We start from the raw sequence: 15,061 nt of genomic DNA, 5'->3' as shown, positions 1-15,061 counted from the left end.
TTATTCCGTACAGGTCATCAACGCAGGTAATGCATCAGCACGCCCAGCAGGGCAATCAGGCCGATGATCATCGCGAAGGCGTAGTGATAGAGGAAACCGGATTGGGTACGACGCAGCACGCCGGCTGCGACGTCCACAACACGTGCCGAGAGATTGACCACGCCGTCGACGATGTTGCTGTCGATCCAGCGCGAGACCCTGCCCAGCTTGACGCTGCCGCCGGCAAAGCCATCGATCCACAGCTTGTCGAAGCCGTACTTGTTTTCCAGCACCGACACCAGCGGGGCGAAGGTCTTGCGCGCCTTGCCCGACAGATCCGGCTTCCACAGGTAGAACAGTGCGGCCAGCAGGAAGCCCGCAACGGTCAGGAAGAACGCAGGCGCCATCATGCCGTGCAGCGCGAAGGCGACCGGGCCGTGGAACTCTTCACCCAGGAAGCCGATGGTGTTCTTGGCCGGATCGTAGAAATCGACGACACCGGTGAAGAACGTATGCGCCTGGCCCTTGATCGCGTCGTGCGCATGGTTGCCGGCCCAGTCGGTGCCGTACAGCATCGGACCGATGCTGAAGAAACCGATGGCGATCGATGGGATGGCCAGCAGGATCAGCGGCAGGGTCACCACCCACGGGGTTTCGTGCGGCTCATGCGGACCGTGGCCATGGCCGTGGTCGTCGTGGGCATCGCCGTGGTGGGCGTCGGCGGCGTGGTGATCATCATGGTCGTGACCATGGGCGTGATCATCATGCGCGTCGCGGAAGCGTTCCTTGCCATGGAAGGTTAGGAACAGCAGGCGGAAGCTGTAGAAGCTGGTGACGATCACGCCACCCAGCACTGCCCAGTAGCCGTAGGTGGCCACCCAGTTGTTGGACAGGTGCGCGTGCAGCTCGGCCGCCTCGATGATGGTGTCCTTCGAGTAGAAGCCGGAGAAGAACGGCGTACCGACCAGCGCCAGGGTACCGATCCACATGGTGACGAAGGTGATCGGCATGTACTTGCGCAGGCCGCCCATCTTGCGCATGTCCTGCTCGTGGTGCATCGCGATGATGACCGAGCCGGCACCCAGGAACAGCAGTGCCTTGAAGAAGGCGTGGGTCATCAGGTGGAACACGGCGGCCGAATAGGCCGACACGCCCAGTGCAACGGTCATGTAACCCAGCTGGGACAGCGTGGAGTACGCGACCACGCGCTTGATGTCGTTCTGCACGATGCCGATCAGGCCCGTGAAGAACGCGGTGGTGGCACCGATGAACAGCACGAAGTTCAGCGCGGTCTGCGACAGCTCGAACAGCGGCGACATGCGGGTGACCATGAAGATACCGGCGGTCACCATCGTCGCGGCGTGGATCAGTGCCGAGATCGGGGTCGGGCCTTCCATCGAGTCCGGCAGCCACACGTGCAGCGGGACCTGGGCCGACTTGCCCATGGCACCGATGAACAGGCAGATGCAGATGACGGTGGCGATCGACCAGATCACCGGCTCGTTCAGCAGCTGCATGCCCAGGATCGTGCCGTCCCAGATCTGCAGCTGGGCGCGCGGGTCAGCCAGCATGCCGGCCTGCGAGAACACCTGCGAGTAGTCCAGGGTACCGAACACCCACAGCACGCCGGCGATGCCCAGCAGGAAGCCGAAGTCACCGACGCGGTTGACCAGGAACGCCTTCATGTTGGCGAAGATCGCGGTCGGGCGCTTGAACCAGAAGCCGATCAGCAGGTACGACACCAGACCCACCGCTTCCCAGCCGAAGAACAGCTGCAGGAAGTTGTTGCTCATCACCAGGGTGAGCATCGAGAAGGTGAACAGCGAGATGTAGCTGAAGAACCGCTGGTAGCCCGGATCGTCCTGCATGTAGCCGATCGTGTAGATGTGGACCAGCAGCGACACGAAGGTCACCACCACCATCATCATCGCGGTCAGCTTGTCGACCATGAAGCCGACATGGGCCGAGTACTGCCCCACTTCGAAGAACGTGTAGAGGTTCTGGTTGAACGGCTGCGCGCCGCCCCACATCAACTGGTAGAACGTGTACATCGACAGGCCGCAAGCAACCGCGACGCCGAGGATGGTGATGGTCTGCGCGCCGAAGCGCTTGACCTGGCGACCGAACAGGCCGGCGATGATGCTGCCGAACAGCGGTGCAAGCACCACTGCGATCAACAGACTCTTGGAGAGAGTGATTTCCATCTGTGGATCAGCCCTTCAACGAATCGACTTCGCCGACATTGATCGTGCGGCGGGTGCGGAACAGGGTCACCAGGATCGCCAGGCCGATGGCGGCTTCCGCGGCGGCGACGGTCAGGATGAAGAACACGAACAGCTGGCCGGACGGATCGCCCAGCTGACGCGAGAAGCCGACGAAGTTGATGTTCACCGACAGCAGCATCAGTTCGATCGACATCAGCAGGACGATGACGTTCTTCCGGTTCAGGAAGATGCCCGCCAGGCTGATGGCGAACAGCACCGCGCCGAGCGCAAGCATGTGGCCAAGGGTAATCACGGCTGGGTCTCCTCGCCGGCGGCCGGCTTGCTGTTGCTGTGCACGACCGGTGCCTCGGCGCCCATCTTGACCATGCGCAGGCGCTGGCCGGCCTTGACCATGGTCTGCTCGCCCGGGTTCTGGCTCTTCACGCCGGTACGGCGACGCAGGGTCAGCATCACGGCGGCAACCACGGCCACGGTCAGGATGACGGCGGCGAACTCGAACGGCAGCAGGTACTCGGTGAACAGCGTGCGCGCCAGCCAGGTGACGTTGGAGCTGTCGGCAGCGACCGCGGCGGCGTTGTCGGCCGGGAACGGGGTAACCGCCCTGCCCTTCACGCCGATCAGGATCAGCATCTGCACCAGCATGGCCACGGCGACGATCAGGCCGACCGGCAGGTAACGCACCCAACCCTCACGCATCTTGGTGGGGTCGATGTCCAGCATCATCACCACGAACAGGAACAACACCATCACCGCGCCAACGTAGACCAGCACCAGTGCCACACCGAGGAACTCGGCGCCCACCAGCAGCCACACGCAGGCGATGGAGAAGAAGGTCAGCACCAGGCACAGCACGGCATGCACCGGATTGCGCACGCTGATCACCGCACCGGCCGAAACCGTTGCCGCGATGGCGAAGACCCAGAAAGCGATATTTACCCAATCCATTTCTCGACCTCAGCGGTAAGCGGCATCGGCGGCACGACGCTCGGCGATCTCGGACTCGAGACGGTCGCCCAGGGCCAGCAGCTGCGGCTTGGTAACGATGTTTTCGCCACGGTTCTCGAAGTGGTACTCGAGGATGTGGGTTTCGACGATCGAGTCCACCGGGCAGCTTTCTTCACAGAAGCCGCAGAAGATGCACTTGAACAGGTCGATGTCGTAGCGGGTGGTACGACGGGTGCCGTCCTCGCGCTTGGCCGAGTCGATGGTGATGGCCAGCGCCGGGCACACCGCTTCGCACAGCTTGCAGGCGATGCAGCGCTCTTCGCCGTTGGGATAACGGCGCAGCGCATGCAGGCCACGGAAGCGCGGCGACTGCGGGAACTTCTCCATCGGGTACATCATCGTGTACTTCGGCTTGAAGCTGTACTTCAGCGTCAGCCAGAGGCCGGCCAGCAGTTCGAGCAGCAGCAGGCTCTTGAAGTAATGGGTAATCCTGTTCATCACTTTAGACGCCCTTTTGAATCACGCCGAAGAACACCATGACGGCGGTAACCGCAATCCACAGAATGGCCAGCGGGATGAAAACCTTCCAACCCAGGCGCATGATCTGGTCATAGCGGAAGCGCGGGAAGCTGGCACGGAACCAGATGTAGGCACTGGCGAAGAAGAACACCTTGACGAACAGCCACGGTGCACCGCCCTTCCAGATCCAGTCGACCAGCGGCGAGATGTCGCCCGGATTGACCCAGCCCTGGATCGGGCTCAGCCAGCCGCCGAGGAAGAAGATCGAGATCAGGAAGCTGATCAGGATCATGTTCGCGTATTCGGCCAGGAAGAACAGGGCGAACGCACCGCCGGAGTACTCGACCATGTGGCCGGCCACGATTTCCGATTCACCTTCCACGACGTCGAACGGCGCGCGGTTGGTTTCAGCAACGCCCGAAACCCAGTAGATGACGAACAGCGGGAACAGTGGCAGCAGGAACCAGTCGAAGAAGCCGGAGCTGCCTGCCTGCGCCATCACGATGCTGCTCAGGTTCAGGCTACCCGATGCGATCATCACGCCGACCAGGGCGAAGCCCATCGCGATTTCGTAGCTGATCATCTGTGCCGAGGCGCGCATGGCACCCAGGAACGCGTACTTCGAGTTGGATGCCCAACCGGCCAGGATGATGCCGTAGATGCCCAGCGAGGTCATCGCCAGCAGGTACAGCAGGCCGGCGTTGGCGTTGGACAGCACGATCTGCGAATCGAAGGGAACCACCGACCAGGCCGCAAAGGCCGGGGCCAGGGTGACCAGCGGGGCCAACAGGAAGATCGCCTTGTTGGCGCTGCTCGGCTGCAGCACTTCCTTGAACAGCAGCTTGAAGACGTCGGCGAAGGCCTGGAAGATGCCCATGCCCACGTACATCGGGCCGTGGCGGACGTGCATCCAGCCGATCAGTTTGCGTTCCCAGACCACGTAGAAGGCTACCGAGACGATCACCGGAACGGTGATCACCAGGATCTTCAGGATGATCCAGATCAGCGCGCCGATGTCACCGAGGCCCAGCAGCCACTGGTGCAGCGGATCGGTCGCGTTCAACAGCAATTCGTTCATGCAGCCACCACCGTTACGCGAGCGGCACCCAGCGGCGCGGTCGCGCCGTGGCCCGATTCAATCCAGACCGAACCCGCAGCGACGCGGGCGTCGACCACTACCGGCAGGGTGGCCTTGCCGGCATCGGTGCCGACCTTGGCCATCTGCCCGTCCTGCAGCTGCAGGCGAGTGGCATCTTCAGCGTTCAGCACGATGCGCGGGGCGTTGTTCAAGGGATGCGACTGCAGCGCCGGCGCACGGCGGACCACTGCGTCGGTGCGGTAGATCGCAGCGGTCGAAGCCACTTCCAGGCCTTCACCGGCGACCACCGGCTGTGCCGAAGCGGCCACGGTGACCGGCACCGGAGCCAGGCTGGCGCGCAGGCCGACCAGGTCGGTGAAGTCGAAACCGGCCACGGCCAGCTCGCCGCCCAGAGCGCGCAGCACACGCCAGCCTTCACGCGCCTCGCCCGGCAGCTTGCCGCCGGCACGGGCCGACTGCTCGCGACCATCGAGGTTGGTCAGGGTGGCGTCGATTTCCGGCAGCGCACCGATCGGCAGGATCACGTCGGCAACGTCGCGGGTCGAGACACAAGCGAACTGACTGAAGGCCACCACCTTGGCACCGACCAGCGCCTTGCGCGCGGCCGGAGCATCGGCGAAGTCCAGGCCCGGTTCCAGGCCGTACACCACGTAGGCCTGGCGCGGTTGCGCCAGCATCGCGGCGACGTCCTTGCCGGCCGGCAGCACGCCGGCACGGGCCAGGCCAACGGCGTTGGCGCCCTGCGGAATGCGGCACAGCTTGGCACCGGTGGCGGCAGCGAAGTCACGCGCAGCGGCGCGGATCGCGGCAGCCTGCGGGTGGTTCTCGGCGATGCCACCGACGATCAGCACGGTGTTGTTGCCGCCCTGCACTGCCGAACGCAGCTCGGCGTTGGCCAGCGCATCGACGAACTTCGACGGCGCAACGATCTGCTTGCCGGCGACACTGAAAGCGAAGTCGAAGTCCACCGGGTTGACGACGTGGATCTTCGCGCCGTTGGTGGTCTGCGCCTTGCGCAGGCGGGCGTGCAGCAGCGGCAGTTCGTGGCGGATGTTGCTGCCCAGAACGACGATGCGGTCGGCGCCTTCGATTTCGGCCAGCGGCAGGCCGAACACTTCGGCGGTTGCGGCGTCGGAGAAATCGCGGTTGTTGATGCGGTGGTCGATGTTGCTCGAGCCCAGGCCCTTGGCCAGGCGGGCCAGCAGCGCGCCTTCCTCGTTCGAGGTCGACGGGTGCACCAGCACGCCCAGGTTGTCGCCCTGGTTGGCCTTGAGGATCTCGGCGGCAGCGGCCAGACCTTCGGCCCAGCTCACTTCCTTCCACTCGCCATTGACCTTGCGCAGCGGCTTGACCGCACGGTCTTCGCTGTACAGGCCCTGGTGCGAGTAGCGGTCACGGTCGGACAGCCAGCATTCGTTGACGGCTTCGTTGTCGCGCGGCACGGTGCGCAGCACTTCGCCGCGGCGCACGTGCAGGAACAGGTTCGAACCCATCGCGTCGTGGTAGCCCAGCGACTCGCGCGCGGTCAGTTCCCACGGACGGGCGCGGAACTGGAACACCTTGTTGGTCAGCGCACCGACCGGGCAGACGTCGACGACGTTGCCGGACAGCTCGGTGGTCAGCGGCTTGCCGTCGAAGGTACCGATCTGCAGGTTCTCACCGCGGTACATGCCACCCAGTTCGTAGGTACCGGCAACGTCGGCGGTGAAGCGGACGCAGCGGGTGCACTGGATGCAGCGGGTCATCTCGGTGGCGACCAGCGGACCCATGTCCTCGTCCGGCACCACGCGCTTGCGCTCGTTGAAGCGGCTGACCGAACGGCCATAGCCCAGCGACACGTCCTGCAGCTCGCACTCACCGCCCTGATCGCAGATCGGGCAGTCCAGCGGGTGGTTGATGAGCAGGAACTCCATCACCGAGCGCTGGAACTTCAGTGCCTTCTCGCTGCGGGTGGCGACCTTCATGCCATCCATCACCGGGGTGGCGCAGGCAGGCGCCGGCTTCGGCGACTTCTCCACGTCCACCAGGCACATGCGGCAGTTGGCGGCGATCGGCAGCTTCTCGTGGTAGCAGAAGCGCGGAATCGAAATGCCGGCCTTGTCGGCCGCCTGGATGATCATCGAACCCTTGGGCACGACCAGGGACTTGCCATCGATTTCGATGGTCACGTGATCCGGTGGCACGTTCGGGTTTACGGGTTGCGCGCTCATGCGGCGGCTGCCTCCACCTTCTTGCCGTCAACCATCGAATGACCGTTGACGATGTAGTACTCGAATTCGTCCCAGAACTGGCGCAGGAAACCCTGGATGGGCCATGCAGCCGCTTCACCGAACGCACAGATGGTGTGGCCTTCGATCTGGCCGGCCACCGCCTTCAGCTGGTGCAGGTCTTCCATCGTGGCCTTGCCGGCGACGATGCGCTCCAGCACGCGGTGCATCCAGCCGGTACCTTCACGGCACGGGGTGCACTGGCCACAGGATTCCTTGTGGAAGAACTGGCTGATGCGACAGGCGAACTTGACGCAGCAGACGCTGTCGTCGAGCACCACGATCGCACCCGAACCCAGGCCGGAGCCCAGTGCGCGGATGGTGTCGTAGTCCATCGGCAGATCCTTCAGCTCGGCCGCGGTCAGCACCGGCATCGACACGCCGCCCGGGATCGCGCCCTTGAGGGTGCGGCCCGGACGCAGGCCACCGGCCATTTCCAGCAGGTCGTGGAAGGTGGTGCCCAGCGGCACTTCGAAGTTGCCGCCGTTCTGCACGCAGCCGGACACCGAGAAGCACTTCGGACCGCCATTGGCGGTCAGGCTCAGGCCCTTGAACCACTCCGGACCGTTGCGGATGATCGCCGGCACCGAACCGTAGGTTTCGGTGTTGTTGATCGTCGACGGCTTGCCGTACAGGCCGAAGTTGGCCGGGAACGGTGGCTTGTAGCGCGGCTGGCCCTTCTTGCCTTCCAGCGATTCCATCAGCGCGGTTTCTTCGCCGCAGATGTACGCGCCGGCGCCCAGCGCACCGTAGATGTCGATGTCCACGCCCGAGCCCATCACGTTCTTGCCCAGCCAGCCGTTCGCATAGGCGTCGGCCAGGGCCTGCTCGAAGTGCTCGAACGGCTCGTGATGGAACTCACCGCGCAGGTAGTTGTAGCCCACGGTCGAACCGGTGGCATAACAGGCGATCGCCATGCCTTCCACCACCGAATGCGGGTTGTAGCGCAGGATGTCGCGGTCCTTGCAGGTGCCCGGCTCGGATTCGTCCGAGTTGCAGAGGATGTACTTCTGCATGTTGCCCTTGGGCATGAAGGACCACTTCAGGCCGGTCGGGAAGCCTGCGCCACCGCGGCCACGCAGACCCGAGGCCTTGACCATCTCGATGACCTGCTCCGGCGGGATCTTCTCTTCGAGGATCCTGCGCAGGGCGGCGTAGCCACCGGTCTTGAGGTAGCTTTCGTACGACCACGGGGTGTCGTAATGCAGGGTGGTGTAGACCACCTGGTGCGGCAGCGGTGCGGGGCCGACCGGACCCTTGGATTCGTGGTGATGTGCCATGCCCTTACTCCAGCCCGTCCAGCAGCTCGTCGACCTTCTGCAGGGTCAGACGCTCATGGTAGTGACCGTTGATGACCATCATCGGCGCGCCGCCGCAACCGGCCAGGCACTCTTCCTCGCGCTTGAGGTAGACGCGGCCGTCCGGGGTCGATTCACCGTGCTTGATGCCCAGCTTCTTCTCGCAATGGCGCACGATGTCCTCGGCGCCATTGAGCCAGCAGCTGATGTTGGTGCAGATGGCCACGTTGTTGCGGCCCACCTTCTCGGTCTCGAACATCGAGTAGAAGCTGGCGACCTCGTAGGCCCACACCGGCGGCAGGTCGAGGTACTTGGCCACACCGGCGATCAACTCGTCGGTCAGCCAGCCCTCGTTCTGCTCCTGGGCCGCATGCAGGCCCTGAAGCACGGCCGAGCGCTTGCGGTCCGGCGGGAACTTGGACAGCCAGTGATCGATGTGAGCACGGGTCTTGTCGCTCAGCACCACCATCGGGTCGACGTCGCGCGCCGTCTCGAAATTACCTGTCGCCTTCATCGGCCGACCTCAGCGAAATGCATAACGTGAAATTCCAGAAACTGCGGCGCCGGCTTGCGCCGGCTGCCTGCAGCAGGCGTTGGCGTGGCGGACGGCATTACCGGTCAACCTCGCCGAACACCAGATCGTAGGTACCGATCATCGCCACCACGTCGGCCAGCATGTGGCCGCGCACGATCGAGTCGATCGAGGACAGGTGGGCGAAGCCCGGTGCGCGCAGGTGCACGCGGAAGGGCTTGTTGGCGCCGTCGGAGACCAGGTAGCAGCCGAACTCACCCTTCGGGGCTTCCACTGCGGCGTAGGTCTCGCCGGCCGGCACGCAATAGCCTTCGCTGAACAGCTTGAAGTGGTGGATCAGCGCTTCCATGTCGTCCTTCATGTCCTCGCGCTTGGGCGGAGCGACCTTGAAGTTCTTGACCATGACCGGGCCGGGGTTGGCCTTCAGCCAGGCCACGCACTGCTTGATGATGCGGTTGGACTCGCGCATTTCGGCAACGCGGACCAGGTAACGGTCGTAGCAGTCGCCTTCCTTGCCCAGCGGGATGTCGAAATCGACGGCATCGTACTTGGCATACGGGCGCTTCTTGCGCAGGTCCCAGGCAATGCCCGAGCCGCGCAGCATCACGCCGGTCATGCCCCACTGGTGGGCCAGTTCCGGAGTCACCACGCCGATGCCGACCGTACGCTGTTTCCAGATGCGGTTGTCGGTCAGCAGGGTCTCGTATTCGTCGACACGACCCGGGAACTCGTTGGTGAAGTTCTCCAGGAAGTCCAGCAGCGAGCCCTCGCGCGAAGCATTGAGCTGCTTCAGCGCCTTGCCCTTGTGCCAGCGCGATTCCTTGTACTTCGGCATGTGGTCCGGCAGGTCACGGTAGACACCGCCCGGACGGTAGTACGCCGCGTGCATGCGCGCGCCGGAGACCGCTTCATAGCAGTCCATCAGCTCTTCGCGCTCGCGGAAGGCGTACAGCATCACCGCCATCGCACCCAGGTCGAGCGCGTTGGAGCCCAGCCACATCAGGTGGTTGAGGATGCGGGTGATTTCGTCGTACATCGTGCGGATGTACTGCGCACGCTCCGGCGCCTCGATGCCCATCAGGGTCTCGATCGAGCGCACGTAGGCGTGCTCGTTGCACATCATCGACACGTAGTCCAGGCGATCCATGTAGCCGATCGACTGGTTGAACGGCTTGGACTCGGCCAGCTTTTCGGTACCACGATGCAGCAGGCCCACGTGCGGGTCGGCACGCATGATGGTTTCGCCGTCCATTTCCAGGATCAGGCGCAGCACGCCATGCGCGGCCGGATGCTGCGGGCCGAAGTTCATGGTGTAGTTGCGGATCTCCTGCCGTGCTTCGGCCGGATTGCTGGCAAAGGCTTCGCTGGCTTGATGGAACTGACTCACTTCACTGCCTCCTGCGCGCGCTCACCTTCTGCGGTCTGCAGACGGGCGTCGTCACGGATCACGCGCGGCACGCCGACACGCGGCTCCACCGAGGTGACCGGTTCGTAGACCACGCGCTTCTTTTCTTCGTCGTAGCGGACTTCGACATTGCCGATCAGCGGGAAGTCCTTGCGGAACGGATGGCCGACGAAACCGTAGTCGGTCAGGATCCGGCGCAGGTCCGGGTGGCCTTCGAAGATCACGCCGTACAGGTCGAACGCTTCACGCTCGAACCAGTTCAGGCCCGGCCAGACATTGGTCAGCGAGGACACCACCGGCAGCGCTTCGTCAGGGGCGAAGCAGCGCAGGTGCATCATCAGATTGTGCTGGTACGAACGCAGCTGGGCGACCACGGCGAAACGCTGGGTCGGCATGTGCTGCGGGCGGGCACCGTCGGCACCGTTTTCTTCGGTGGGGAACTCGCCCCACGCGAAACGGCCCTGGGCCTTGCCTTCGACGCCACGGCTGAAACCCTGCGAGGACACGTCGGCGGTGTCCCATTCGTCGGAGCCATAGCCAAGGTAGTCGACGCCGCAGAGGTCCACGGCCTGCTCGAAACCAAACTCGTCACGCAGCGCCAGGGCGGTGGCGTGCCACTCGGCGGCAGGCACTTCCAGCGTCACTTCGCCGCGGGGTTCGACCACGATGACCTTCGCACCTGCGAAACGTGCGGAGAGTCGGTCGATGAAGGATGCTTGCTCTGCCATGGGGGCTTGGCGCGCTCTTGTCAGGTGAAGGGGTCAGCGGGCGATGGTCTGTGTACGCCAGATCTTCTTCTGCAGCTGCAGGATCCCGTACACCAGCGCCTCGGCGGTCGGCGGGCAGCCCGGGACGTAGATGTCCACCGGCACCACGCGATCACAGCCGCGCACCACAGAATAGGAGTAGTGGTAGTAACCACCGCCGTTGGCACAGCTGCCCATCGAGATGACCCACTTCGGGTCCGGCATCTGGTCATAGACCTTGCGCAGCGCCGGAGCCATCTTGTTGACCAGGGTACCGGCCACGATCATCACGTCGGACTGACGCGGCGACGGGCGGAACACCACACCGTAGCGGTCAAGGTCCAGGCGCGCGGCGCCGGCGTGCATCATCTCGACCGCGCAGCAGGCCAGACCGAAGGTCATCGGCCACATCGAGCCGGTGCGCGCCCAGTTCAGCAGTGCATCGACGCTGGTGGTAACGAAACCCTTTTCCAGCAACGGGTTGTCGCCTTCCGGCCGCAGGATGTCATCCACCCGGCCTTCCGGCGACGGGTTGTTCATGAGGCCATCGAGAGTCTGAATCACTCCCATTCCAGCGCTCCCTTCTTCCAGACGTAAATGAAACCGAGGAACAGCATGCCGACGAACAGGCCCATGGTGACCAGCGAACGGGCGCCCAGTTCCATGAAGACCTGGGTCCACGGCACGATGAAGATGATTTCCAGGTCGAAGACGATGAACTGGATCGCGATCAGGTAGTAGCGCACGTCGAACTTCATGCGCGCGTCTTCGAAGGCCTCGAAGCCGCACTCATATGGCGACAGCTTTTCCAGATCGGGGCGGCGGGGACCGAGGAATCGGCCAACCAGCATCAGCGTAATGCCGATACCGGTGGCAACGATCAGAAACAGCAGAGACGGCAAATATTCGGCCAGCACAGCGATTCTCTCTTGCCTCTGCCGCTGCGCCTGCAGGCGCTTTGGCATGGGGGAGTGGACGGGAATCTGCCTGGCGCCTTGCGCGCCAGACGAACCCGCTTTACTTACAAATGGTGCCCAAGAGGGGACTCGAACCCCTACGACCTAAGTCGCTACCACCTCAAGGTAGTGCGTCTACCAATTCCGCCACCTGGGCAAACGATCACATCAGACTATCTTCCCGATGCGCCGCGTATTGTAACCGGCTTCAGTGTTTCTGGGAGCCTTCCGAAGGCTTTTCTTCACCAGAAACCGAAGATTCCGCCTTGACCGGCACATTCGCGGCCGGAACCGGGGCGGCCGGGACCGCATCGGCCTTCGGAACGGCCGGCAGTTCGCCCGCCGGAGCCGCCGGAGCAGTCGCCACCGGAGCGGACATCAGGCCCAGATCCTGGTCTGCCGCCGGACGGGTGCCATGACCGGCATACCAGGCCATGAAGAGGCTGATGCCGAAGAACACCACGGCCAGCCACTTGGTCGACTTGGACAGGAAGTTCGAGGCGCCACGCGCACCGAACACCGTACCCGAGGCACCGGCGCCAAAGCCCGAACCCGCCGCCGCACCCGAGCCACGCTGCATCAGGATCAGCGCGATCATGGCCACAGCGACCAGCACGTAGACGACATTGAGGATCAACATCAGCATTGAAAACCGCCCTCGGACAATACTTCTTAGGATTAGTTCGCGGCCGCCGCCCTTGCGATGGCCAGGAAGTCCGCGGCCACCAGGGAGGCACCGCCGACCAGCCCACCATCGACATCCGGCTGCGCGAACAGTTCCCCGGCATTGTCGGGCTTCACGCTACCGCCGTAAACAATGGGCAGTGAATCAGCAATTCTAGCATCGATGCGCGCGACTTCGCCACGGATGAACGCGTGCACCTGCTGTGCCTGCTCCTTGCTGGCGGTACGGCCGGTGCCGATGGCCCAGACCGGCTCATAGGCCACCACGGCCCGGGAGAAGCCCGCCGCGCCGACCAGTTCCAGCACCGGTGCCAGCTGGCTGGCGATGACCGCCTCGGTCTGCCCGGCCTCGCGCTGCTCCAGGGTCTCGCCCACGCACAGCACCGGTACCAGGCCGGCATGCAGGGCCGCGGCGAACTTGCGCGCGACCAGCTCGCTGCTCTCATGATGGTACTGGCGGCGCTCGGAATGGCCGACCAGGCCATAGCGCGCCCCGACCTCGTGCAGCATCGCGGCACACACCTCCCCGGTGTAGGCGCCCTTCTCGTTGCTGCTGACGTCCTGGGCACCGAATACCAGACCGGTGTCGCCGAAATCCTCGACCAGCTCGCCCAGGTACGGCAGCGGCGGCAGGATCACCACATCCACCCCGTCCAGCGGCAGCCCGGCGGCCACCTGCCCCAGCAGTTCATTGGCGAATTGACGGCTGCCATGCAGCTTCCAGTTTCCGGCGACGATCTTGCGGCGCATGAGCGGTGGCTCCTGTGTGAAGTCAGCCGATCATGATACCCGTTACGGCAAAAATCCGTTTCTTTGTAAGCGGTTACATGGATTTTCAGCCAACGGCGCGGCCCCTCGTGGCGGGGGTCGGGGTTGGGTTGGTCGCGGAGGGCCCCGGGTGGGTTGGTGGGCTTGGCCGTGCGGGTGGCTGCCGGGTTGGACCAACCCCCTACCCCACCTCAATCTGACAAATTTCATCCACGCATGGTGTGGATCTATCGTGTCGACCGAGGTCGACACCTACCGGAAATCGCGATTTACCCACCGTCACCGGGAAACTGTCAGGGGTGGGACGGTGTGGGTTGGCAGGACCGTTGGCGCCATGGATGGCGCCATCGAGCCCCCATGGATGGGTTCACGGCGTGTCCTGCCAACCCACACCGCCCCGCCCAACCGGCACGAATCCAGAGCCGCTTTGGCTTTGGGCCTTGGCTTTGGCCTCTGCGGGTGCAGGGCGCAGCCCTGCAAAGAAAAAGGCCGCCTTTCGGCGGCCTCACTTTTCTTTACTTCAGCTTGATCTCGCGCAGGCGTTCCTCGAGGAAGCCGTGGGCGGTGATCGGCTCCGGGTACCGGCTCGGGTTCTCCGGGGTGATGCACGAGGGCAGCACATCGATCAGGAAGTCCGGGTTCGGGTGCAGGAAGAACGGCACCGAGTAACGCGGCTGGCGGGCCAGCTCGCCCGGGGGGTTGACCACGCGATGGATGGTCGACGGATACACATGGTTGGTCAGGCGCTGCAGCATGTCGCCGATGTTGACCACGATGGTGTCCGCGTCCGAAGTGAACGGCACCCACTCGCCCTCATGCGACTGCACTTCCAGGCCGGCGGCACTGGCGCCGACCAGCAGGGTGATGAAATTGATGTCGCCATGTGCACCGGCACGCACGTTCGGAATGTCGTCGGTGGTGATCGGCGGGTAGTGGATCGGGCGCAGGATCGAGTTGCCGAAGTTGGTCTTGTCGGCGAAGAAGTCTTCCGGCAGACCAATGTGCAGGGCCAGCGCCGACAGCACGCGCGAGCCCAGGTTGTCCAGCGCCTGGTACAGGCCGTAGCCGCGCTCACGGAAGCCCTCGACCTCGGTCGGCCACAGGTTCGGCGCCATCACGTCGCGGTACTGGGAGTCATCGGCGATTTCACGGCCGATGTGCCAGAACTCCTTCAGGTCGAAGTGCTTGGAACCCTTGGCGGTTTCCACGCCGAACGGGGTATAGCCACGGGCGCCGCCGCTGCCGGCCACGTGGTACTTGCGCTTGACCTCTTCCGGCAGGGCGAAGAAGTCCTTGAAGGCACCGTAGGCCGCGTCGATCTCGGCCTGGGGGATACCGTGGTTGCGGATGCCCGCGAATCCCCATTGGCGGTAGGCCGCGCCCAGCTCGGCCACGAAGGCCTCACGGTCGCTGTCGAAACGGGTGATGTCGAGGGTGGGGATCTGGCTCACAGCGGTTCCTGGCTTGTCGTTGGGTCTGAGGGGGCCAACGCATTCATGGCCCGCATGAACATTGTGACAGATCGCCCGGGGGACGCCACTCGATACGAAGAAACAAACCGATACAATGCGCGACCCGCGCGCGGAGCAACGCTTCCGCCGCACCGGGGCCCTCCCCTTTCTCCGCGCTCCCTGAATC

At 64.1% G+C, this 15,061-nt stretch carries 15 protein-coding genes and 1 tRNA gene; all 16 read right to left on the bottom strand.

Annotation, left to right across the window (positions count from 1 at the left end; all coding sequences use genetic code 11):
* Nucleotides 1-17 precede the first annotated feature (17 nt).
* A complete protein-coding gene (nuoL, locus tag ABH900_RS13060) occupies nucleotides 18-2,183 on the bottom strand; it encodes an NADH-quinone oxidoreductase subunit L (protein ID WP_429623341.1) in 2,166 nt (721 codons plus the stop codon).
* Between the two features lie 7 nt (nucleotides 2,184-2,190).
* Nucleotides 2,191-2,496 carry an NADH-quinone oxidoreductase subunit NuoK gene (nuoK, locus tag ABH900_RS13055; protein WP_005410454.1) on the bottom strand — a complete coding sequence of 102 codons (306 nt, stop codon included), beginning with the start codon at nucleotides 2,494-2,496 and terminating at the stop codon, nucleotides 2,191-2,193.
* Nucleotides 2,493-3,149, bottom strand: a complete 657-nt coding sequence (locus ABH900_RS13050; protein WP_093999837.1) for an NADH-quinone oxidoreductase subunit J — start codon at nucleotides 3,147-3,149, stop codon at nucleotides 2,493-2,495. Before ABH900_RS13050 ends, nuoK begins: the two co-directional genes overlap by 4 nt.
* A 9-nt stretch (nucleotides 3,150-3,158) precedes the next feature.
* Nucleotides 3,159-3,647 (bottom strand): NADH-quinone oxidoreductase subunit NuoI, encoded by a 489-nt coding sequence (gene nuoI / locus ABH900_RS13045; RefSeq protein WP_005417924.1) that lies wholly within the window; start codon nucleotides 3,645-3,647, stop codon nucleotides 3,159-3,161.
* A gap of 4 nt (nucleotides 3,648-3,651) precedes the next feature.
* Entirely contained in the window at nucleotides 3,652-4,746 is a 1,095-nt protein-coding gene (gene nuoH, locus ABH900_RS13040) for an NADH-quinone oxidoreductase subunit NuoH (RefSeq protein WP_429623339.1), read from the bottom strand.
* Complete coding sequence (nuoG, locus tag ABH900_RS13035; protein ID WP_429623337.1) at nucleotides 4,743-6,977, bottom strand: NADH-quinone oxidoreductase subunit NuoG; 2,235 nt, start codon at nucleotides 6,975-6,977, stop codon at nucleotides 4,743-4,745. Before nuoG ends, nuoH begins: the two co-directional genes overlap by 4 nt.
* Nucleotides 6,974-8,314, bottom strand: coding sequence for an NADH-quinone oxidoreductase subunit NuoF (nuoF, locus tag ABH900_RS13030; protein WP_429623336.1), 1,341 nt, complete (start codon nucleotides 8,312-8,314; stop codon nucleotides 6,974-6,976). The genes nuoG and nuoF overlap by 4 nt, the downstream gene beginning before the upstream one ends.
* A 4-nt stretch (nucleotides 8,315-8,318) precedes the next feature.
* A complete protein-coding gene (nuoE, locus tag ABH900_RS13025; protein ID WP_429623334.1) occupies nucleotides 8,319-8,846 on the bottom strand; it encodes an NADH-quinone oxidoreductase subunit NuoE in 528 nt (175 codons plus the stop codon).
* Nucleotides 8,847-8,943: 97 nt separating this feature from the next.
* Entirely contained in the window at nucleotides 8,944-10,251 is a 1,308-nt protein-coding gene (locus tag ABH900_RS13020; RefSeq protein ID WP_429623332.1) for an NADH-quinone oxidoreductase subunit D, read from the bottom strand.
* On the bottom strand, nucleotides 10,248-10,997 hold the full coding sequence (locus ABH900_RS13015) for an NADH-quinone oxidoreductase subunit C (RefSeq protein WP_429623331.1): 750 nt from the start codon (nucleotides 10,995-10,997) through the stop codon (nucleotides 10,248-10,250). The genes ABH900_RS13020 and ABH900_RS13015 overlap by 4 nt, the downstream gene beginning before the upstream one ends.
* 33 nt (nucleotides 10,998-11,030) lie before the next feature.
* The gene (locus ABH900_RS13010; protein ID WP_197580418.1) at nucleotides 11,031-11,585 is read right to left on the bottom strand and encodes a NuoB/complex I 20 kDa subunit family protein; all 555 of its coding nucleotides are present in this window, start codon (nucleotides 11,583-11,585) and stop codon (nucleotides 11,031-11,033) included.
* Nucleotides 11,576-11,932, bottom strand: a complete 357-nt coding sequence (locus ABH900_RS13005; RefSeq protein WP_005414075.1) for an NADH-quinone oxidoreductase subunit A — start codon at nucleotides 11,930-11,932, stop codon at nucleotides 11,576-11,578. Before ABH900_RS13005 ends, ABH900_RS13010 begins: the two co-directional genes overlap by 10 nt.
* A gap of 111 nt (nucleotides 11,933-12,043) precedes the next feature.
* Nucleotides 12,044-12,128, bottom strand: a tRNA-Leu gene (locus ABH900_RS13000).
* 51 nt (nucleotides 12,129-12,179) lie between these two features.
* Nucleotides 12,180-12,617: a preprotein translocase subunit SecG gene (gene secG, locus ABH900_RS12995; RefSeq protein ID WP_429623330.1), complete on the bottom strand. Its 438-nt coding sequence runs from the start codon at nucleotides 12,615-12,617 to the stop codon at nucleotides 12,180-12,182.
* Between the two features lie 32 nt (nucleotides 12,618-12,649).
* Entirely contained in the window at nucleotides 12,650-13,405 is a 756-nt protein-coding gene (gene tpiA / locus ABH900_RS12990; protein ID WP_429623329.1) for a triose-phosphate isomerase, read from the bottom strand.
* Nucleotides 13,406-13,938: 533 nt separating this feature from the next.
* On the bottom strand, nucleotides 13,939-14,874 hold the full coding sequence (locus ABH900_RS12985; RefSeq protein ID WP_429623328.1) for an isopenicillin N synthase family dioxygenase: 936 nt from the start codon (nucleotides 14,872-14,874) through the stop codon (nucleotides 13,939-13,941).
* Nucleotides 14,875-15,061 lie beyond the last annotated feature (187 nt).

It is taken from the genome of Stenotrophomonas sp. AN71 (assembly GCF_050435725.1).
GTDB lineage: Bacteria > Pseudomonadota > Gammaproteobacteria > Xanthomonadales > Xanthomonadaceae > Stenotrophomonas.
Note: the sequence above shows the minus strand (reverse complement) of the source record. Positions and strands in the feature narration are given on the sequence as shown.

Coding starts and splice junctions, on each gene's coding strand:
- nuoL (WP_429623341.1), bottom strand. CDS start 2,183: ATGGAAATCACTCTCTCCAAGAGTCTGTTGATCGCAGTGGTGCTTGCA.
- ABH900_RS13050 (WP_093999837.1), bottom strand. CDS start 3,149: ATGGATTGGGTAAATATCGCTTTCTGGGTCTTCGCCATCGCGGCAACG.
- nuoI (WP_005417924.1), bottom strand. CDS start 3,647: ATGAACAGGATTACCCATTACTTCAAGAGCCTGCTGCTGCTCGAACTG.
- nuoH (WP_429623339.1), bottom strand. CDS start 4,746: ATGAACGAATTGCTGTTGAACGCGACCGATCCGCTGCACCAGTGGCTG.
- nuoG (WP_429623337.1), bottom strand. CDS start 6,977: ATGAGCGCGCAACCCGTAAACCCGAACGTGCCACCGGATCACGTGACC.
- nuoF (WP_429623336.1), bottom strand. CDS start 8,314: ATGGCACATCACCACGAATCCAAGGGTCCGGTCGGCCCCGCACCGCTG.
- nuoE (WP_429623334.1), bottom strand. CDS start 8,846: ATGAAGGCGACAGGTAATTTCGAGACGGCGCGCGACGTCGACCCGATG.
- ABH900_RS13015 (WP_429623331.1), bottom strand. CDS start 10,997: ATGGCAGAGCAAGCATCCTTCATCGACCGACTCTCCGCACGTTTCGCA.
- ABH900_RS13010 (WP_197580418.1), bottom strand. CDS start 11,585: ATGGGAGTGATTCAGACTCTCGATGGCCTCATGAACAACCCGTCGCCG.
- secG (WP_429623330.1), bottom strand. CDS start 12,617: ATGCTGATGTTGATCCTCAATGTCGTCTACGTGCTGGTCGCTGTGGCC.
- tpiA (WP_429623329.1), bottom strand. CDS start 13,405: ATGCGCCGCAAGATCGTCGCCGGAAACTGGAAGCTGCATGGCAGCCGT.